At 52.8% G+C, this 20,506-nt stretch carries 18 protein-coding genes and 1 riboswitch; of the genes, 9 read left to right on the forward strand and 9 right to left on the reverse strand.

Annotated elements, in window-relative coordinates:
• Positions 1–72: 72 nt before the first annotated feature.
• Positions 73–711: an ADP-ribose diphosphatase gene (gene nudF, locus HMPREF3119_RS01420; protein WP_004242162.1), complete on the reverse strand. Its 639-nt coding sequence runs from the start codon at positions 709–711 to the stop codon at positions 73–75.
• A gap of 219 nt (positions 712–930) precedes the next feature.
• Between nudF and tolC the strand changes: the two genes are divergently transcribed.
• The 3 genes from tolC to HMPREF3119_RS01435 all read left to right on the forward strand — a co-directional run bounded on the left by tolC (position 931) and on the right by HMPREF3119_RS01435 (position 4,444).
• Positions 931–2,295: an outer membrane channel protein TolC gene (gene tolC / locus HMPREF3119_RS01425; RefSeq protein ID WP_004237157.1), complete on the forward strand. Its 1,365-nt coding sequence runs from the start codon at positions 931–933 to the stop codon at positions 2,293–2,295.
• A gap of 305 nt (positions 2,296–2,600) precedes the next feature.
• Complete coding sequence (locus HMPREF3119_RS01430) at positions 2,601–3,278, forward strand: DUF1190 family protein (RefSeq protein WP_004242161.1); 678 nt, start codon at positions 2,601–2,603, stop codon at positions 3,276–3,278.
• A 5-nt stretch (positions 3,279–3,283) separates the two neighbouring features.
• Positions 3,284–4,444, forward strand: coding sequence for a glutathionylspermidine synthase family protein (locus HMPREF3119_RS01435; protein WP_004242160.1), 1,161 nt, complete (start codon positions 3,284–3,286; stop codon positions 4,442–4,444).
• Positions 4,445–4,520: 76 nt separating this feature from the next.
• Here the strand turns inward: HMPREF3119_RS01435 and ygiD are convergent, their stop codons facing one another.
• On the reverse strand, positions 4,521–5,300 hold the full coding sequence (ygiD, locus tag HMPREF3119_RS01440) for a 4,5-DOPA-extradiol-dioxygenase (RefSeq protein WP_004237154.1): 780 nt from the start codon (positions 5,298–5,300) through the stop codon (positions 4,521–4,523).
• Between the two features lie 186 nt (positions 5,301–5,486).
• Complete coding sequence (gene ribB, locus HMPREF3119_RS01445; protein ID WP_004237153.1) at positions 5,487–6,140, reverse strand: 3,4-dihydroxy-2-butanone-4-phosphate synthase; 654 nt, start codon at positions 6,138–6,140, stop codon at positions 5,487–5,489.
• Positions 6,141–6,307: 167 nt separating this feature from the next.
• Positions 6,308–6,453, reverse strand: a riboswitch (FMN riboswitch).
• A gap of 141 nt (positions 6,454–6,594) precedes the next feature.
• Between ribB and HMPREF3119_RS01450 the strand changes: the two genes are divergently transcribed.
• Positions 6,595–6,855: a ubiquinone biosynthesis accessory factor UbiK gene (locus HMPREF3119_RS01450; protein WP_004242156.1), complete on the forward strand. Its 261-nt coding sequence runs from the start codon at positions 6,595–6,597 to the stop codon at positions 6,853–6,855.
• A 46-nt stretch (positions 6,856–6,901) separates the two neighbouring features.
• Here the strand turns inward: HMPREF3119_RS01450 and hldE are convergent, their stop codons facing one another.
• From hldE to HMPREF3119_RS01465, 3 genes are all read right to left on the reverse strand, one after another.
• Entirely contained in the window at positions 6,902–8,329 is a 1,428-nt protein-coding gene (gene hldE, locus HMPREF3119_RS01455) for a bifunctional D-glycero-beta-D-manno-heptose-7-phosphate kinase/D-glycero-beta-D-manno-heptose 1-phosphate adenylyltransferase HldE (protein ID WP_004237151.1), read from the reverse strand.
• A gap of 90 nt (positions 8,330–8,419) precedes the next feature.
• A complete protein-coding gene (gene glnE, locus HMPREF3119_RS01460) occupies positions 8,420–11,248 on the reverse strand; it encodes a bifunctional [glutamate--ammonia ligase]-adenylyl-L-tyrosine phosphorylase/[glutamate--ammonia-ligase] adenylyltransferase (RefSeq protein WP_070578130.1) in 2,829 nt (942 codons plus the stop codon).
• A 46-nt stretch (positions 11,249–11,294) separates the two neighbouring features.
• Complete coding sequence (locus tag HMPREF3119_RS01465) at positions 11,295–12,263, reverse strand: CYTH domain-containing protein (RefSeq protein WP_064483365.1); 969 nt, start codon at positions 12,261–12,263, stop codon at positions 11,295–11,297.
• A gap of 228 nt (positions 12,264–12,491) precedes the next feature.
• Here HMPREF3119_RS01465 and HMPREF3119_RS01470 point away from each other — a divergent pair, with 228 nt between their 5' ends.
• A complete protein-coding gene (locus HMPREF3119_RS01470; RefSeq protein WP_024474998.1) occupies positions 12,492–13,109 on the forward strand; it encodes a TIGR04211 family SH3 domain-containing protein in 618 nt (205 codons plus the stop codon).
• 31 nt (positions 13,110–13,140) lie between these two features.
• The gene (locus HMPREF3119_RS01475) at positions 13,141–14,322 is read left to right on the forward strand and encodes a multifunctional CCA addition/repair protein (RefSeq protein WP_015422445.1); all 1,182 of its coding nucleotides are present in this window, start codon (positions 13,141–13,143) and stop codon (positions 14,320–14,322) included.
• Between the two features lie 30 nt (positions 14,323–14,352).
• Here HMPREF3119_RS01475 and exbD read toward each other — a convergent pair whose 3' ends face one another.
• Both exbD and exbB read right to left on the reverse strand, forming a co-directional pair.
• The gene (exbD, locus tag HMPREF3119_RS01480) at positions 14,353–14,775 is read right to left on the reverse strand and encodes a TonB system transport protein ExbD (protein WP_004237145.1); all 423 of its coding nucleotides are present in this window, start codon (positions 14,773–14,775) and stop codon (positions 14,353–14,355) included.
• Between the two features lie 6 nt (positions 14,776–14,781).
• Positions 14,782–15,690 (reverse strand): tonB-system energizer ExbB, encoded by a 909-nt coding sequence (gene exbB / locus HMPREF3119_RS01485; RefSeq protein WP_015422444.1) that lies wholly within the window; start codon positions 15,688–15,690, stop codon positions 14,782–14,784.
• Positions 15,691–16,067: 377 nt separating this feature from the next.
• On the opposite strand from exbB, the gene HMPREF3119_RS01490 reads away from it, so the two are divergent.
• The 3 genes from HMPREF3119_RS01490 to dkgA all read left to right on the forward strand — a co-directional run bounded on the left by HMPREF3119_RS01490 (position 16,068) and on the right by dkgA (position 18,914).
• Complete coding sequence (locus tag HMPREF3119_RS01490; RefSeq protein ID WP_004237143.1) at positions 16,068–16,766, forward strand: DedA family protein; 699 nt, start codon at positions 16,068–16,070, stop codon at positions 16,764–16,766.
• 137 nt (positions 16,767–16,903) lie between these two features.
• On the forward strand, positions 16,904–18,061 hold the full coding sequence (gene yqhD / locus HMPREF3119_RS01495) for an alcohol dehydrogenase (RefSeq protein ID WP_070578133.1): 1,158 nt from the start codon (positions 16,904–16,906) through the stop codon (positions 18,059–18,061).
• Positions 18,062–18,089: 28 nt separating this feature from the next.
• On the forward strand, positions 18,090–18,914 hold the full coding sequence (gene dkgA, locus HMPREF3119_RS01500) for a 2,5-didehydrogluconate reductase DkgA (protein WP_004237141.1): 825 nt from the start codon (positions 18,090–18,092) through the stop codon (positions 18,912–18,914).
• A gap of 295 nt (positions 18,915–19,209) precedes the next feature.
• On the opposite strand, the gene HMPREF3119_RS01505 is transcribed toward dkgA, so the two are convergent.
• Positions 19,210–20,487, reverse strand: a complete 1,278-nt coding sequence (locus tag HMPREF3119_RS01505) for a YadA C-terminal domain-containing protein (RefSeq protein ID WP_070578137.1) — start codon at positions 20,485–20,487, stop codon at positions 19,210–19,212.
• Between the last annotated feature and the right edge of the window lie 19 nt (positions 20,488–20,506).

Consider the following 20,506-nt stretch of genomic DNA (forward strand, 5'->3'; position numbering starts at 1 on the left):
GATAACGTGTTTCGGCGGAGAAGATCTGCAATCCCGCACACAATTCCCCGGATGCGTATAAAAAAATCCGGATTATTTATCCCGCCACGTTGTGCGTATACGTTCATAGTGCAGTGTAAGCCACTGAATTGCAATGACAGTTGCTGCGTTATCGATCACACCTTTTTCAACCCATTCATACGCCTGTTCCCGGCTGACCACATGAACACGGATGTCCTCATTCTCCTGCGCCAGCCCGTGAACCCCGCCCGCCGCTGTGGTATCTGCCTCGCCGATATACACATACATCCGCTCGGACGTCCCGCCCGGGCTTGAAAGATAACTCAGTGCAAAGGTACAGCGGCCGATTTTCAGCCCCGCTTCCTCTTCCGCTTCACGCCGTACCACATCTTCAGCGGATTCCCCGCTTTTATCGATCATCCCGGCCACGGCTTCCAGCAGCCAGGGCGTCTGACTGCTTTCGATGGCCGGCAGACGAATCTGTTCAATCAGCACAATTTCATCACGAACCGGGTCATACGGCAAAATCACTCCGGCATTGCCCCGTTCGAAGACCTCGCGGCGGATTTCCGGGCTCCAGCCGCCCTCAAATAACCGGTGACGGAAACGGTATTCATTAATCTTAAAGAATCCTGAAAACAGGGTTTTCTTACTGATTATCTCCACGTCATCGCTGCTGAACGCAAAAGGTAATCCTGATGTGTGTTTCATACTATTTTCTCCGCCAATACATCAATTATCAGTGATAATGGCCTTTTTCCTCTGCTGAGATAAAGAAATTTTCATCCCGTTGAGGTAAAGTTAAGCTAATTTAACGCAGAAGGCACAAACGGCTACCTTTATTAGCGAGCGGACTCTGCTAGAATTAGAGCCATTTGGTGCTTCCCGTGAGGCAACTGACAGATTAGCGCTGTGCAAAAAGGAATCCTAATGAAGAAACTGCTTTCTCTTCTCATTGCTGTGAGTGTGGCAGGTTTCAGCTCTGTCACCCAGGCTGAAGACCTCCTGCAGGTTTATCAAAAAGCGAAAGAGACCAACCCGACCCTCCGTCAGACTCAGGCTGAACGTAACCAGGCTTTCGAAAAAATTAACGAAGCCCGCAGTCCGTTACTGCCGCAGTTAGGTTTAAGCGGGGGTTATGACTATAACACCGGTTACCGTGATAACAGTAACCAGAGCAATAATGCACTGAATGCACAGCTGAAACTGACTCAGACAATTTTTGACATGAGCAAATGGCGTCAGCTGAACCTGCAGGAACAAACTGCCGGGATCAGCGATATCACATTCCAGAGTGCCCAACAGCAGCTGATTGTGGATACCGCCGTTGCTTACTTTAATGTTCTGCGCGCGCTGGATACCCTGTCTTTCGTACAGGCACAGAAAGAAGCCGTCTACCGCCAGCTGGATCAGACCACTCAGCGTTTCAATGTGGGTCTGGTAGCCATTACTGACGTACAGAACGCCCGCGCTAACTACGACAGTGTTCTGGCTCAGGAAGTCGCCGGCCGTAATGATGTCGAAAACGCCATTGAAGCACTGCGTCAGGTGAGCGGTATTTATTACAGCGAATTAGCCTCCCTGGATGTGAACCGCTTTAAAACCAATGCCCCGGATGCCATCGAAGCCCTGCTGAAAGAAGCACAGGAACGTAACCTGAACCTGCTGGGTGCCACACTGAGCCGTAATCTGGCGAAAGAGCAAATCAGCCTGGCGGAATCCGGTCACTATCCGACTGTAAACCTGAGTGCCGGCACAGGCGTAACCAACACCGATTACAGCGGCAACGGCTACCCTAACGGCCGCCCAAATAACAGCTACGCCGGTCAGAGCACCATCGGCGTGAACGTCAGTATCCCGCTGTACACCGGTGGTGCTGTGTCATCACAGGTTGATCAGGCTCAGTACGGCTATACCGCTGCCAGCGAAAAACTGGAAGCGACACTGCGTCAGGTTGTTCAGACCACCCGCTCTTCTTACAACAATATCAACGCCTCAATCAGCAGCGTGAACGCCTACAAACAGGTTGTGACCTCTGCGGAAAGCTCACTCGATGCAACCGAAGCCGGTTATCAGGTGGGTACGCGTACGATTGTGGATGTGCTGAACGCCACCACTACCCTGTATGAAGCGAAGAAAAGTCTGTCCAACGCCCGTTATGACTATCTGATTAACCAGCTTTATATCGGTCAGGCACGCGGTACGCTGAATGAAGACGATATCCTGCGCCTCAACCAGGTGCTGGGTAAAACTATTTCCACATCACCGGCTTCCGTGGCACCGACCACCCGCTGATCCTGATGTTTGTATGATAAGAACCCGCCTTCCGGCGGGTTTTTTTATACTTTTGCTGTTTTTGCGGATAATACTTCTGCCGGGCAGTGAAATATCAGGTTATATACCGGAGGCCGCAATATAATTACACCGGCCGGGCGTATTCCCCCCGTAAAAATACCGCGATACCGGTATCTTTTTTTTCTGTTAATCTGATTTAATTCACATCAGATGCAAAAAGCAGATTATTGCTTTAATTTCACACAGTTTTCCCCTATCCTAGACAGTAATTACCTCCCATAAAACCGTTTCCGGATATAACGACGATGACAATGAAACGCACCAAGAATATTAACCGCGACGCTTTCCGCAAAACCTGGCGTCAGTACCGCCTGGCACCTGTTGCGGCTGCTGTCGGCGCTGTTCTGATGTTAACCGCCTGCGATGAAGCCGATGAAACCGTTGCGCTCTACACCACCGCAGAGCAGTGCTCCGCCGCGAACCCGTCACAGGCCGGTGAATGTACCACTGCCTATAACAACGCACTGGAAGAAGCAGCAAAAACCGCACCGAAATATGCCACCCGCGAAGACTGCGTGGCGGAATTCGGTGAAGCCCAGTGTACTCAGGCACCAACAGAGCTGGCGAATAACAGCCAGCAGCAGCAACCTGCCCAGGCATCCGGCAGCTTCTGGATGCCGCTGATGGCCGGTTATATGATGGGCCGTATGATGGGCGGCGGTGCCGCTGCTTCTCAGCCGCTGTTCACTTCCCGTAACCCGGCAAGCCCGGCTAACGGCAAGTTTGTTGATGCCACCGGTAAAAACTACGGTTCTGCCACCGGCGGACGCAGCATGACAGTACCGAAAACCGCCATGGCACCAAAACCGGCCACCACAACCACCACCACACGCGGTGGCTTCGGTGACAGCGTGGCGAAACAGAACACCATGCAGCGCTCATCCGGCAGCAGCAATTCATCTTCCCGTTCAATGGGCGGCTGATTTACATGAAACGCGTAGCGATTAGCGAGCGCCCTGACTGGCGCGGGAAAGCCGAGGAATTCGGCTTCCATTTTCATACTATGTACGGCGAGCCGTACTGGTCAGAAGATGCCTGTTATCAGTTTTCTATGGCACAAATCGATGAAATCGAGGAAGTGACCAGCGAACTGCATCAGATGTGTCTTCAGGTGGTGGATAAAGTCACACAAAGTGACGAGCTGATGGCCCGTTTTCAAATCCCGAAACACTGCTGGGATTTCGTGCGTGAGTCATGGGCAACCCGCCAGCCGTCGCTTTATTCACGCCTGGATCTGGCCTATGACGGTGTTAACCCGCCGAAGTTACTGGAAAATAATGCGGATACACCGACATCGCTGTATGAATCCGCTTTCTTCCAGTGGATCTGGCTGGAAGACCAGATTGCCGCCGGTAACCTGCCGGAAAATGCCGATCAGTTCAACGGCATCCAGGAAAAGCTGATTGAGCGTTTCGGGGTGCTGGCGGAAGAGTACGGGTTCCGTTATCTGCACATGGCCTGCTGTCAGGATTCCGTGGAAGATCGCGGTACTATCCAGTATTTGCAGGATTGTGCACAGGAAGCCGGTGTCACCACTGATTTTCTGTTTATCGAAGATATCGGGCTGGGCGATCGCGGTGAGTTTACTGATCTTCAGGATCAGATTATCAGCAACATGTTTAAACTCTATCCGTGGGAATTTATGATGCGGGAGATTTTCTCCACCAAGCTGACAGACGCCGGTGTTCGCTGGCTGGAACCGGCCTGGAAGAGCATTATCTCCAACAAAGCCCTGCTGCCGATGCTGTGGGAAATGTTCCCGGATCACCCGAACCTGCTGCCTGCCTATTTTGCGGATAAACCGTATCCGGAAATGGAGAGCTACGTCATCAAGCCGCTGTTCTCCCGCGAAGGTGCCAATATCCGTATTATCGAAAACGGCAAAGAAATCGCCGCAGCGGACGGCCCTTACGGCGAAGAAGGCATGATTGTCCAGCAGTTCCATTCCCTGCCGAAATTCGGCGACAGCTATACCCTCGTAGGCAGTTGGCTGGTGAATGATGAATCTGCCGGGATCTGCATCCGTGAAGATAAAGAGCTTATCACCCAGGATCTCTCCCGTTTCTATCCGCATGTCATTATTGACTGACGAATAGTCTCTGGCCTGATACGAAAATCCCCGGTACATCAGATGTCCCGGGGATTTTTTATGACAAAAGAAATCGTCAGCCGACTTTGACTGTCAGCATACTCAGTGAGCCGGATTCAATACCATCCACCGGTACGGTGACCGGCTCGCTGCCCTGCCGCATACCGAGAATATAGAGCAGCGGCAGATAGTGTTCCGGCGACGGATTCGACCGTTTGCCGTCTTCGCGCTCAAGTGCATTCACCAACGGATGCGGCCGGGCGTCGCTCTCCAGGTTATCACGCACGAAATTATTAAAGCTCACTGCCCACGGATACGGTTCGGCCTGTGCATTCTGCCAGTCCATTTCTCGCAGATTATGCACCACATTACCACTGCCGAGCACCAGCACACCTTCATCGCGCAGTGCCGCCAGTTTACGGCCGGTATCATAATGCCATTGCGCCGGTTTGCTGCCGTCGAGGCTGAGCTGCACCACCGGGATATCCGCATCCGGATACATTTTCACTAAGATCCCCCAGCTGCCGTGATCTAACCCCCACTCGCCGTGATCTTCCCCGATATTATCATCACTGAGCAGATCTTTTACCCGCGCCACCAGCTCAGATGATCCGGGAGCCGGATATTCCGTTTCATGCAGCGCAGGCGGAAAACCGCGAAAATCATGGATGGTGCGCGGGTGTGCGGCAGATGTCAGCCACGCCCCCTGTGTATACCAGTGCGCGGAAATCACCAGAATGGCGGACGGGCGTGGCATCTGTTCTCCCAGCTGCCGCCAGGTTTCGGTATAACGGTTGGTTTCCAGGACATTCATCGGGCTGCCGTGACCCGCAAACAGAGCCGGTAATCGTTTCATTGCTGACCTCACACAAAAATTGTTCACTGAGATCAGTGTATGCCATTCCGGGATTTATCACGCAGGGTAATCATGATGAAGTTATTCAAAAAATATGACAGGAGTGCGGATACAAAAATGCCGCTGTGTCAGCAGCGGCATTCTCAGGATTTCAGTCTTGTTCAGTTACTGACCCTGTCAGTGATGTCAGCCCGCTTTCGCCATTAACTGCTCACGGTACTGCACCAGGTCATCAATAGTCACAACCGGCATATCATGGGCTTTTGCAAACACAATCACTTCCGGTGCACGGGCCATTGAGCCGTCATCGTTGGTCAGTTCACACAGCACACCGTACGGCTTCAGACCGGCGAGTGTCGCCAGGTCAACAGAGGCTTCGGTATGACCGCGGCGGGTTAACACACCACCATTCTGCGCGCGCAGCGGGAATACGTGGCCGGGACGGTTCAGATCCGCCGGAACAGCGCCATCAGCCACCGCAGCGCGGATGGTGGTGACGCGGTCAGCCGCAGATACCCCGGTGGTCACACCGTGAGCAGCTTCAATCGTGACGGTAAAGCCGGTTTTGAACTGGCTGGAGTTGTTCTCCACCATCATCGGCAGCTCAAGCTGCTGACGGCGTTCGTCAGTCAGGCACAGGCACACAATACCGCTGCCGTGACGGATGGTCAGTGCCATCTGCTCAACGGTGATGGTTTCGGCGGCGAACACCATGTCGCCTTCGTTTTCGCGGTTTTCATCATCGAGTACCATTACCCCCCGTCCCTGACGGATAGCTTCAATGGCACGTTCTGCACGTTCAATCGGATTGCCGTAATCTGATAACAGCGTCTGATTCATGGTAAATAAACCTCATCGTAATTAAAAATGATTACCAGAACCAGGGCATCTTAGGAGTTGCATACATATCATAACGCCATGTCATAAAACCATGCCGCAACAGGTTTTTACCTGTGCAGATAATTGATGATATGCGATCGGACGGGCGGATATTGCCCGGCTGATGCTGACTCTCTCCCATCCGGACTATAACCGTCGGCCCCGGAATTACACCGGATCTGCTGACCTTCACCGTAGTGAAGCGCTCGCGGGCTTCATTCGCAATGGAATGTTTACCGCCGGTGGGGACTTTCACCCCGCCCTGAGATAGCAGAGTTACTATACCCCCAACGAGTGAGCCCGGCCAGTGGTTATTTTTACCAGGGGCTCAAAATGAGAACTCAGACTGGTTCAGAATCCCGTAACAGGTTACTATTTGCGGCATAACGATCCTCCGGCTCAGAAAGGAAAAATCATGATTGACCCGAAAAAAATTGAACAGATTGCCACACAGCTGCAAAGCGCGCTGCCGAAAGGTGTGCGGGAGATCGGAGCGGATATCGATAAAAAGATGCGTGCCATTTTACAGTCACAGCTCGGCAAGCTGGATTTAGTCAACCGCGAAGAGTTTGATGTGCAGACTCAGGTGCTGCTGCGCACCCGCGAAAAACTGTCGCAGATGGAAAAACGTCTGGCAGAGCTGGAAGCGCGCCTGGCGGAAAAAGGCGGCGAGTAATGACAACAGGAGATACGCCGTGCGTATCTCCTGCATAATCAGCCGGTTACTTTGATTTATTGATCGTATTGATGATATTGGTGGTGGAAATGCCATCCTCAAAATTGAGGACTTTCACTTCCCCGCCTGCGGCCCACACTTCCTCACTGCCGGCGATCTCTTCCGGACGGTAATCCCCGCCCTTAACCAGCACATCCGGCAGAACAGAAGCGATCAGACGCTGCGGCGTATCTTCCTCAAACGGCACCACCCAGTCCACGGCACCCAGCGCACCGAGTACAATCATCCGCTGATCCAGCGGGTTGACCGGACGGCTTTCGCCTTTCAGACGTTTGGTGGAAGCATCACTGTTTACCGCCACAATCAGGCGGTCACCCAGTTTGCGGGCGTTGGCAAGATAAGAGACGTGTCCGGCGTGCAGAATGTCGAAACAGCCGTTGGTCATCACCACTTTCTCGCCGCGCTGACGGGCATCCGCCACCGCCTGATGCAGCTCTGCTTCAGTCATCACACCAAAGCCGTTATCGCTGCGGCCGCGTACGGCATTTTCCAGCTCAACCGGTGATACCGTGGATGTCCCCAGCTTACCGACCACCACTCCAGCGGCGGCATTAGCCAGTGCACAGGATTCATCCAGGGTTTTCCCGGCAGCCAGCGAGGTTGCCAGCACACCGATTACCGTGTCCCCGGCACCGGTCACATCAAACACTTCCTGCGCCTGTGTCGGCAGATGCAGGGCAGGTTGTCCCGGACGCAGCAGGCTCATGCCCTGCTCGGAGCGGGTCACCAGCAGTGCCTGCAAATCGAAATCACGGATAACTTTCAGGCCTTTTTCTTCGATATCCGCATTATCGGTGCATTTCCCGGCCACAGCCTCAAACTCTGACATATTCGGCGTCAGCAGGGTCGCGCCGCGATAACGGGCAAAATCGGTGCCTTTCGGGTCGATCAGGATCGGTACACCGGATTTGCGGGCCAGCGCGATCATCTCTTCCACATGCGCCAGTGCGCCTTTGGCGTAATCCGACAGCACCAGCGCACCGATATGCGGCAGTGCCTGTGCGATACGCTCAAGCATCGGCTGCGGATCTACATCCGAAAAACCTTCTTCAAAATCCAGGCGGATCAGCTGCTGGCTGCGGGATAACACGCGCAGCTTGGTGATCGTCGGGTGTGTCGGCAGGCCGACAAAATCACAGCGGACTTTCACATCATTCAGGCGTTCGGTCAGTGCACGGGCGGCGTCATCAATACCGGTCAGCCCCACGAGGCGGGAATTTGCCCCCAGAGACGCGATATTCATGGCCACGTTTGCCGCGCCGCCGGGACGCTCTTCAATTTCAGTGACTTTCACCACCGGTACCGGGGCTTCCGGGGAGATCCGGCTGGTCGGCCCGTGCCAGTAACGGTCTAACATCACATCACCGACGACTAAAACTGCGGCATTCTGAAAATCCGGGAGTGTTACTTTCATTCCCTGCTCCACCTTATGAATAACGAAATTATTGCTGATAATATCACAAACCGGCCGCCGGACAGAAAATCCGCGTGCGGCAGCCGGTGCTTATTCCCCGAGCCAGTGCTGCCAGCGGGCGCGGACAAATTCACGCTCAGCGGCAAATTCCGTCAGCGGCACCACGCCGGATTTATCCTGCAAAGAAAGATGATGCAGCCTGTCGCGCATCATAATGTAGGCCGCAGTCAGCCGCAGTGACTCCTCTTCCGGCATCACATCATAATTAGCCATCAGCTTAAAAATCCGGACATTATCAGACCAGCGGATCAGCGCTTTATTCTCCGGTGCAAAACGCAGTACCAGATACTGAGCGATAAATTCAATGTCCGTGATCCCGCCCGGATCAGTTTTGATGTTAAACACGCTGTCATCACGGCTGCCGAGATGCTGATACATTTTTTCGCGCATCTCACGGACATCCAGTTTCAGCTGTGCGTTATCACGCTGACGGCACAGAATATCACGGCGGATGCTGTCAAAGCGGGCAGCAATCGCCTCATCTCCGTACACCTGACGGGCACGGATCAGAGCCTGATGCTCCCAGGTCCAGGCGCTGTTCTGCTGGTAATCCGCAAATGCCTCCAGCGTGCTGACCAGCATCCCGGCTTCCCCGGATGGCCGCAGACGGGCATCCACCTCATACAGCACGCCGGATGATGTGCGGGTGCTGAACAGATGCATAATGCGCTGCGCCAGCCGCAGATAGAACTGCCGCGCGTCGATTTCACGCGGGCCGGTGGTTTGTGTGCCTTCCGGGCAATCCAGCAAAAACACCAGGTCGAGATCAGAGCTGTAGCCCAGCTCCCAGCCACCCAGCTTGCCGTAGCCGATCACCGCAAAGCCTTTGTCTCCGTCGCGGGTCAGATGTGCAGGTTCGCCGTAACGTCTGAGCATCTGCCCCCACGCCTGCTGCACCACAGCGCCAATCATCGCTTCTGCCAGCCAGGTAAGGTGATCACTCACTTTCATCACCGGCAGCACGCCGGTGATATCTTCCGCCGCGATCCGCAACAACTGCGCCTGCTTAAACTGACGCAGTGCCTCAAGCTGCTGCTCCTCATCGTCTTCCGGAACCCGCATCAGATACTGACGCAGCTCATCGCGGTACGCATTCAGTGGCAGCGGCTGGTAGAGTGAGGCCGGATCCAGCAGCTCATCAAGCAGCAGCGGATGGCGTGCCAGTTGCACGGCAATCATCGGGGATGCCGCACACAACCGCACCACATGGGTCAGTACCACATCGGATTCCAGCAGCAGCTCCAGATAGGTGGTCCGGCTGACAATGCTGAGCAGCAGCGGTGTCAGGCGCTGCAACACCCGCTGTGCATCCGGTTGTGATACCAGTTTCGCCAGCAGTTTGGGCAGCAGGTGGTCCAGCACATCCCGTCCGCGCGGCCCGATGGTCCGTTTGCCGAGATCCTGCCGGAACCCCTGTAAGCCGGTAAGAAACTGTGCGGCATCATCTTCATTCAGGGAAAACAGTGACGTGATATCAGTCAGTTCCGGCTCACTCTCCCACAGCGAGATAAACGGCTGTAAGGCGGTTTCATCCTCACTTTCCTCATCATCCTCACCGATAAGATCGGTAAAAATCTGGTGCACTGCCGCCATTTTACTGTTCAGCACCGTTTCCAGATCCACCCACAAGGCGGCATCCATCCCCTGCGCCAGCCGCGCCTGATCCAGCGGTGAATCCGGCAGCGTCTGTGTCTGGCTGTCATTAATGGCCTGCAGCAGATTTTCCAGCCGCCGCAGATACGCGTAAGCATCCAGCAACTGCGCGACCTGCTCCTCACCGAGCAGCCCCAGACGGGCAATTTCCGCCAGTGCCGCATGCAGGGATTGTGTCTGTAATCCCGGCTCACGTCCGCCGCGGATCAGTTGAAAGACCTGAGTGATAAATTCCACTTCCCGGATGCCCCCGGCACCGAGTTTAATATTGTTGGTCAGCCCGCGCCGCCGGACTTCGCGGCCAATCATACCTTTCATATTGCGCAGAGACTGGATCACACTGAAATCGATATAGCGGCGGTAAACAAACGGACGCAGCATCCGGCGCAGCGTCTCACTGTAAGCAGAATCATCACGACCGAGGATACGCGCTTTGACCATCGCATAACGCTCCCAGTCGCGTCCCTGCTCCTGATAATAATCTTCCAGGGCGGAGAAGCTGAACACCAGCGGCCCGCTGTCGCCGAACGGCCGCAGGCGCATATCCACGCGGTAGACGAAACCGTCCGCCGTGGCGTGATCCAGCATTCTGATAATTTTTTGTCCCAGGCGGGTAAAGAACTGCGCGTTTTCCAGCTCGCGGCGGCCACCTTGTGTGACACCGTTTTCCGGATAAGCAAAAATAAGATCGATATCGGAGGAGAAATTCAGCTCGCCGCCGCCCAGTTTCCCCATCCCGAGGATCAGAAGCGGCATTGCGCTGCCGTCTGCCGAGCAGGGTGTGCCCCAGTCCGCACAACAGCGCTGATAAAGCCAGTCACGGGCGGCGATAATCAGCACTTCCGCCAGTTCACTGAGCTGACGCAGCGTCTCTTCTGTCGTGCTCCGGCGCAGGATCTGCATGACGGCAATGCGCATCAGCATCTGATAACGGAACAGGCGCAGCACCCGCATCACATCCTCTTCCTGTGCGGCATCCGCCATCATCTCCGTCAGCCGGGCGGCGTAATCCTGCCATTCATCCGGCTGCGGTGGTGTATTGCGGAGGGCGGAGAGCCAGTCCGGATGGCGGATACACTGCTCCGCCACAAAATCACTGCCGGCAAAAATCAGCGCTTCCTGTTCAGAATACGGCACCAGTCCGGTATCAAGCCGGGCGGTTACCCGCTCAGCGGCTTGCCGGAGTATCGGGGTCAGCGGCAGCATCAATGTTCCTTTTGTTATCAGATTCACATAACAGCTCAACACCTGGTTACGGCATGGCAGGCGCCGCCATCCACAGTGCGAAAACCCATTGCGTGAAAGCCAGTTTACACTGCAACCATACCGGACTGAAACAGACATCCGCAGATTTTGCATCCGCTTCCGCGAGTGCTGATGCCACCTCCGGCAGCGGGCAGTCACGGACGAAATCAGGCACCGCGCCGGGATAGTGGTCTGCCAGTGTCAGCAGCAGAGAAAGGGTTTGCTGCAATGCCGGTAATGCACCGTCCGCATCCAGCAGCCAGGCTTCTTCCAGGCTCTGCCACTGTTTGATCAGACGGACAACCACATCGGTCAGCGGGGTCTGCGGATCCCACGCTGTGAACAGTTCAGGCAGTTTCGGTACCGGTGCGCCCTGTGCCAGCCAGTAGCCGCGTGCCGCTTTGCTGCGCCCGGCAAGGCGCAGCCCCGGCAATTCCGCCAGAGCTTTGGCAGCTGTCAGCAAATCAGCGGCTGTACCTTCTTTCAGTTCCATCTCAAATTCGCAAATCGGACATTCTGCCTCACCGGCAACCACACTGCCCTGATCCAGCACCGCTTCCACCACACTGTGATTGACTGTCAGCAGCCACTTTTCACGGGCGAAATCCGTGGTAAAACGAGCCTGCAGTGATGATTGCAGCGCCGCGACATCCGTTTCCGGCGGCCAGACATCAGCAGGCAGTGCCGCTAAATCCAGTTCCGGGCGGGAGAGCGGAATATTATATTCAGGACGCTGATGTAAACCGCCGATATCATTTCCGGCCGTTTTCAGGGTCATTTCATATTCGGTATCACATCCCCGGATCCGCAACCCCATATCCCACTGCCGCAGTGTGTCGTCAGCTGTTTCAAAATAGCTGTTGGTCAGGCGGACAGCACGGAAATGCTGATGAGGAAAGGCGGTCAGCGCGGCGATCACCGCCGTGATGGCTTCCGGTTTTACCGCAAATTTCAGTTCTGTTTCGTAATCGCTCATAGACATTCCCGTAATCTTATACCGTTATTTATCGTCAGTCTGACCCTGCATTCGTGATAAAGATGACACTAATTTGTTATAAACAGCCGGATTTTTCGCTGTTTATCCACTTTATCCCGTCATTTATTCCGTTGTTAAGAGTAATCTCATGGCTGTTTAACGTTTGCACCCGCACACTTAACTCATTAGTATGCTATTCATAACCAACGATTGATAAAGCTTATGACGATGAAAAAACTCGCCTTACTCCCTTTGCTGTTTGCAGCAACCGTCAGCATTACCGCCCATGCTGAAGAAATCCGTTATGTCTCTGATGACCTCTCCACCTATGTTCACAGCGGCCCGAGCAACCGCTACCGCATTGCCGGTTCACTCAATTCCGGAGAAAAAGTCACCGTTCTTGATGTGAATAATGAGAGCGGTTTTGTCCGTGTCCGTGACAGCAAAAACCGTGATGTCTGGTTACCGAAAGAGCTGCTGAGCACCACGCCGAGCCTGAAAGAACGCGTACCGGCCATGGAAGAAGAAATTAAAACCCTGCGCGGCAAACTCGCCAATATCGACGGCACCTGGAACGACAAAACGGCGGACATGCAAAACCGTGTGGCCGCCAGTGATGATATCATCAATAACCTGAAAAAAGAGAATGACAGCCTGCGTAATCAGGTTGTGGTCGCAAAGAAAAAACTGGATGCCATCAGTGTGCAGCTGGATGACAAACAACGCGATATTATCCTGCAATGGTTTATGTACGGCGGCGGTGTAGCCGGTGCCGGTCTGCTGCTGGGTCTGCTGCTCCCGCATATGATCCCGCGCCGCAAGAAAAAAGATCGCTGGATGAACTGAGCCTCACAGTAACCGCAGTACGGAGAAAAGCGTGGATATTTATCTGGTCGGCGGCGCAGTCCGCGATGCCCTGCTGGGTCTGCCTGTCTCGGACAGAGACTGGGTGGTTGTCGGTGCCACCCCGGAAATGATGCTGGCGCGCGGCTATCAGCAGGTCGGGCGTGATTTCCCGGTATTTCTCCATCCGGATACCCGGGAGGAGTATGCGCTGGCCCGGACAGAGCGGAAAACCGGGGCCGGATATACCGGGTTTGCCTGTTACAGTGCGCCGGATGTCACGCTGGAAGACGATTTACAGCGCCGGGATCTGACCATCAATGCCATTGCCCAATCAGTTGATGGCACACTGCATGACCCGTATCACGGGGCGGATGACCTGAAAAACCGGGTGCTCCGCCATGTTTCTGCGGCGTTTACGGAAGATCCGCTGCGCGTGCTGCGCGTGGCACGCTTTGCTGCCCGTTTCGCCCCGCAGGGATTTGTTATTGCACCGGAAACCCTGGCGCTGATGTCTGCTATCACGCAGCAGGGAGAGCTTGCCCATCTGACGGCGGAGCGGGTCTGGAAAGAGACAGAAAAAGCCCTGAACAGCCCGTGCCCGGATATCTATTTTGCGGTACTGCGTGATTGCGGTGCGCTGGCAGTGCTGTTTCCGGAGCTGGAAGCCCTGTTCAGCGCCACTGACGGGCAGACAGGCTATGACATCCTGACCGCCGCACTCCTGCGCCGGACAGTGCTTCTGACTGACAGTACAGATATCCGCTTTGCTGCGCTGTGTCTTTACCTGAGCTGTCACAGTACCGCAGAGGAAACCGCCGCAATTCAGAAGATGTCTGAGCGCCTGCGGGTGCCGAACCCGGCACGGGATCTGGCTCTGCTTGCCACCCGTGATTACCGGACTGTTCATGACATCAGCCATCTGGCCGCAGACGATATCATTGCCCTGTTTGATTCACTGGATGCCTGGCGCAAGCCGGAGCGCATCACTCAGTTGGCTATCCTTTGTGAAGCGGATTACCGCAGCCGGATAGCACCGGATGCAGCAGATTATCCGCAGGGGCAGTTACTGGCTGAGGCCTTCTCGCTTGCACAGCTGGTTGCCGTCAAACCGGTGATTGAGGCCGGTTTTAAAGGCGCGGACATCAAAGCGGAACTCACCCGCCGCCGCGCTGAGGCCATCAGAGTGTGGCAACAAAAAAGCCGTTCATCATGAACGGCTTTTTTCATTTCAGGCTGCGGATGATTATTTCTCCGCCGACTCCATACCCACTAACCCGACTTTCAGATATCCCGCTTTGCGCAGAGCATCCATAATGCCCATCAGCGTTTCATAATCGACCGTTTTATCTGCCTGGAAGAAGATCGTGGTTTCCTTATTGGATTCCGTGGTCTGATCCAGGATCTGAGCCAGTGTTTCTTTTGTGACTTCCTGCTCGCCCACCAGCAGCTGGTTATCTGCTTTCACCGTCAGGAAGACCGGTTTTTCCGGACGCGGCTGTGGTTTTGCCGTTGAGGCCGGCAGATTCACTTTAATATCAACGGTCGCCAGCGGTGCGGCCACCATAAAGATGATCAGCAGAACCAACATCACATCAATAAAAGGTGTGACGTTAATTTCATGCAATTCGCCGCTGTCATCCGACTCTTCGTTAAGACGCATTGCCATCAGATATTACCCTGCTTTGCTGTCTGCCAGGTCGAGATCACGGCCCAGCCATAAAATAGTGTGTGCTGCGGTATCACCCAGGTCACCACGGTAAGCGGAAATCATACGGGCAAAGATGTTGTAGATAACGACCGCAGGAATTGCCGCGACCAGACCCAGTGCCGTTGCCAGCAGTGCTTCTGCAATCCCGGGCGCCACAACAGCGAGGTTGGTGGTCTGTGAGTGGGCGATGCCGATAAAGCTGTTCATGATACCCCATACCGTACCAAACAGACCGACAAACGGTGAGATAGCCCCGATAGTGGCCAGATAGCCGTTACCACGTCCCATATGACGGGCAACACCGGCAACGATACGCTCCTGACGGAATGTCACACGGTCTTTGATGCCGCTCAGATCACGGCTTTTTTCTGATGCAGTCCGCTCATTGACGGCATCAAGCACCAACATCCGGGTGACGCTCTTTTTCCCGAATTTATCGGCAATCGCAGCCGCTTCATCCAGCGAGCGGGCATCTTTGATTGCTGCCGCTTCACGGCGGATACGGCGGCGGGAAGCGATAAGATCCGCACCCTTGGCAAAGAAAATGGACCAGGTAATCACTGAGGCTATAATAAGGCCGATCATAACCGATTTAACGATAACATCCGCGCCCTGATACATGGAAATCACGGACAATTCCGCCGCAAAGCCACGGTTACCGTCTGCCGGTGCTGCGCTGATTTCCTGAACAGGAACCTCTGTCGCGGATACCGGGGCCGCCGGTTGTTCAGGTGTCTGAGCAGGCTGACCGGCGGTTGCTGCCGGCGCGGTGACAGGTGTTGTTGTCGCTGGTGTGACAGCTGCAGTGTTATCTGCGAATGCACTGCCGGTTAAACATAATGCCAATAGCACAGAAACGGTCAAATTACGCATCAGTTGGCCTTCAACTCTCTTTTGTTATGAACTCTTTCTTAGCAAAAAATAAATCGTGTTATTCATCGCTACCCAAAAAACGAAACCCGCTGATCATACCAAACCCTGAGCAATTTGATAGTAATTATCATTACCGTTTACCAAAAAAATGCGATTCCGGCGGAAAATTTCACACGGAATGCTAAGGGTTTTCAGTCATCCGTCTGGGATCACCACAGATAAAACGCACAAAAAATGCCCACAGAGACATGATTCACCAACCTCCCTTTATACCGTCAGTGAATCGGAAGAAAAACCCGATCAAATCAAACGGGTGAGCAATTTTTGCGATACACTGTCGGTACCGTTGTTCCGGATCTCGTTTTACAGGAAATCTAATGTCTAGTTTATCAGAGATTGTGAGTGCGCTCTGGTCTCACGATTTTGCCACACTCTCTAATCCCGAAGTCCTCTGGCTGGTTTACGCTATCCTCTTCACCGTTATTGTGCTGGAGAACGGCATTCTGCCCACCGCGTTTCTGCCCGGGGATACCCTGCTTATTTTGTCAGGCGCACTGATTGCGAAGGGCGTGATGGATTTCCTGCCGACACTGGCTATTCTGACCGCCGCCGCCGGTATCGGCAGCTGGCTGGGTTTTGTTCAGGGGCGCTGGCTGAGTGATACCAAAACCGTCAGGCGCTGGATGACGCAGATCCCGAAAAATTACCATCAGAAAGCCGAAGTGCTGTTTAACCGCCACGGCCTGTATGCCCTGCTGATCGGTCGTTTTCTCGGTTTTGTCCGTACTCTGCTGCCGATGCTGGCAGGTCTCTCCTCGCTGCCGAACCGCCGTTTCCAGTTCTTTAACTGGCTGAGCGGATTCCTCTGGGTGGCGATTATTACCACCTTCGGTTATGTGCTCAATCAGATCCCGTTTGTCAAAGCACACGAAAAAACGGTAATGACCGCACTGCTGCTGATCCCGGTCTTTTTCCTGATTGTCGGTATCGTGGCATCCCTGTATCTGCTCATCCGACACTACCGCAGACGCCGCGCCCTGCTTAACCGCAGACGCCACCGCGTCCATAAGAAATAAGATAAGGGCTCCTGCGGGAGCCTTTTTGCTGCCGGTGTGCCGGAAAGCACAATCCGGTTCGCCACCACGCCCGCCCTGATTTACACTACACTTAATGGTTATCCGCTTCATTTTTCCTAATCTTACCCGGAGAAATAATGAACAACTTCACTCTTTTCACCCCGACAAAAATTCGTTTCGGCAAAGGCCAAATCGCCAAACTCAGCAGTGAAATCCCGAAAGATGCCAAAGTACTGATGCTGTACGGCGGCGGCAGTATTAAGCGTAACGGTGTTTACGAGCAGGTACTGGCTGCCCTGGACGGTTATGATGTTCATGAATTTTCAGGTATCGAGCCGAACCCGGCCTATGAAACGCTGGTAAAAGCGATTGCGTATATCCGTGAGCATGGCATCAGCTATCTGCTGGCGGTCGGCGGCGGGTCTGTTATCGACGGTACCAAGTTTATTGCCGCTGCGGTGGATTATCCGGGCGATCCGTGGGATATCATCACCACCGGAGGCCGCAATATCCGCAGTGCACTGCCGATTGCCTGTGTGCTGACACTTCCGGCCACCGGTTCTGAAACCAACTGTTTTTCTGTGGTCAGCCGCCGTGAAACCGGAGATAAGCAATCATTCGGTCACCCGCTGGTGCATCCGAAGTGTGCCATTCTTGATCCGCAGACCACTTACACCCTGCCGCCGCGCCAGACAGCCAACGGTGTGGTCGATGCCTTTATTCACACCCTCGAGCAGTATCTGACGTATCCGGTGAATGCCAAAATTCAGGACCGGTTTGCAGAAGGTATTCTGCTGACACTGATTGAGGAAGGCCCGAAAGTACTGGCAAACCCGGAGGATTATGACAGCCGTGCCAATGTGATGTGGGCCGCCACCCAGGCGCTGAGCGGGCTGATTGGTGCCGGTGTGCCGCAGGACTGGGCAACCCACGCACTGGGCCATGAAATTACTGCGCTGTACGGACTGGATCACGCGCAGACACTGGCGATTGTGTTACCGGCACTGCTGCGGGAAAAACGCAAAACCAAGCGCGAAAAATTATTACAGTACGCTGAGCGTGTCTGGCATCTGACAGACGGTTCTGAAGAGAGCCGGATTGAGTGCGCCATTGAAGCAACCCGCGTTTTCTTTGAAGAGCTGGGTGTAAAAACCCGTTTCTCTGATTATCAGATTGATGACAGCGGCATTCCCAAACTGGTTGCCAAGCTCACTGAACACGGCCAGACTGCCCTGGGTGAACACCAGGACATCACACCGGAAGTCAGTGAACGGATCTACCGGGCTGCCGTCTGATACACCATAAACACTGATTGGAGGCCACATGAACAAACCTGCATTAGTTACCTTATCTGACGGACACTTAATGCCGCAACTGGGGCTGGGTGTCTGGAAAGCCGGGAACGACGTGGTCGGCTCTGCTGTGCAGACCGCACTCGAAACCGGTTACCGGCTGATTGATACTGCCGCGATTTATCAGAACGAGGAAGGTGTCGGTGAAGGACTGAAAGCGACCACCGTTCCCCGAGACGAGTTGTTTATCACCACCAAACTGTGGAACAGCGATCAGCAACATGCCGGTAAGGCGCTGGAAGCGAGCCTGAAAAAGTTACAGCTCGATTATGTGGATTTGTATCTGATCCACTGGCCCGCACCGGCAGAAGACCATTATGTCTCCGCCTGGGAGCAGTTGATTGAATTACAGAAATCCGGACTGACCCGCAGTATCGGTGTCTGTAATTTTGATATCGGCCATTTGCAGCGCATTATCCACAAAACCGGCGTGGCACCGGTACTCAATCAGATAGAACTGCATCCTCTGCTGCAACAGCGCGAGCTTCAGGCCTGGAATGCGACCCATTCCATTCACACTGAATCCTGGAGTCCGCTGGCACAGGGCGGCGAAGGCGTTTTTGATACTGATATCATTCAGGCATTAGCGGCGAAATACCAGAAAACACCAGCACAGATAGTGATTCGCTGGCATCTGGATCGCGGGCTGATTGTGATACCGAAATCAGTCACCCCTTCGCGGATTCATGAAAACTTTGATGTCTTTGATTTCCGTCTGGAGAAAGAAGAACTCTCACAGATTCAGTCTCTCGATTCAGGTACCCGCTTAGGGCCGGATCCAAAAGAATTTAATTAAGTTAGTTACTGTCTGAAAGCCATCTGTATAAATTATACAGGTGGTTTTTATTTATTTTATAACTGCTTTTCAAGTAATCACTCAATAAACAAATAATTCATAAATAAAAAAAGGGAAATACACGAACGCAATATGTATTTCCCAAAGCATGGCAAATATAGCAGGATTAATTATCCAAATTTCAGCCTTGCTGTCATCAATATAATTAATTCACTATTTATTAAAAATAAATTCAAACGCCAATATGAAAGGAGGAGTATATGAAACATGACCTTTCAGTCACCATAACACAGCATTACCATTCAAGGTTAAAAGCCATGTTGTACATCACATCGTTCGAACCGGTGTATGCAACACCAGTCTTCACAGCGATGTTCTCGTTGAACCGGTAACCGGTTCCCACTGCGACTGCCTGAGTGGACTGGTATCCGCCCATCGCCGCAGTGATATTCAGTTTACCGACACCGTACGGCTGGAACAGACCGTTCAGTGCGGCACTGGCCGCCAGACCGTTATCAAGGCGCTCGTTGGTTTCACGTAAATCATTTTCCAGTGAACGCAGATCCTGACGGTTCTTCAGGATATCGAGGGTATTTTTATCAATTTTGGTCGCATGTTTATCAATATCTCTTCTGTTAGCATTAGCCACATTGGTTGTCGTATTACTCTTTTTGCGAACATCTTTTAAATCTGTTGTCAGCTTGTCTGAATCGGCTTTCAGTTCAGAGATCATTTTTCCCTGTTGCTGAATTTCGTTACCCTGTGAAAAATTCACTTCATCTGTCAGTTCGATAGCTGATTCCAGATTATTAATTTCCTGCTCATTCTTCTTACTATCTTGTTTTAACTGATAAATTGCATTATCGGCAGGGATCGCTCGTTCAATCAGAGAATTGATATTATTTCTTATGTTTTTATTTTGCGAATGAAGTTCTTCGAGTTGATCATCCTGTTCTTTATTCACAGTCTGAACGGCTGAGATATCCGTATGCAGTTCACCCACAGATAAAATGACAGATTCACTCTGTATTTTGATACTGTCTGCATCCTGTTTTAACTGAGATATCTCATTGAATACCGGTGATATTGTCTCATTTATCTCATTGATTTTAACTTCAGCAGACAGGGCTGCCGCCCCCAGTTTCTCCAGCTTAGTATCCTGTTTTTCATTAGCATCCTGTATATTTTTCATGTCACTATTAAATTCATCAATAGTTTGAGATAATGACTGATTATAAACAGGGGAATTACTCTGTATCTCCGTAACACTGTTCAGTGTATGATTAATTTTGTCATTTAAGTAATTATATGTTTGAATAACTTCTGAAATACCCGCACTGCGGTCATACTCATTTTTAATTTCAGATGTAATCAATGGCTGATAATTATTTTCTACAAAATATAATTTAGTACTGGTTTCCGGTACTAATACCGGAATCTCGTCTTCAGTGACTTTTTTATATTCAGATAAATCAACAAGTGTTCTTGCATAATAGTAGTTGCTGTTATCATCAGCGTTCGCATATGAAAAAGGCAGCATGATAAGCAGGGAAATTAAATTTTTTTCATTCATTAACTCTCAGTATAGATAA

It is taken from the genome of Morganella sp. HMSC11D09 (assembly GCF_001807955.1).
GTDB classification, from domain to species: Bacteria; Pseudomonadota; Gammaproteobacteria; order Enterobacterales; family Enterobacteriaceae; genus Morganella; species Morganella morganii.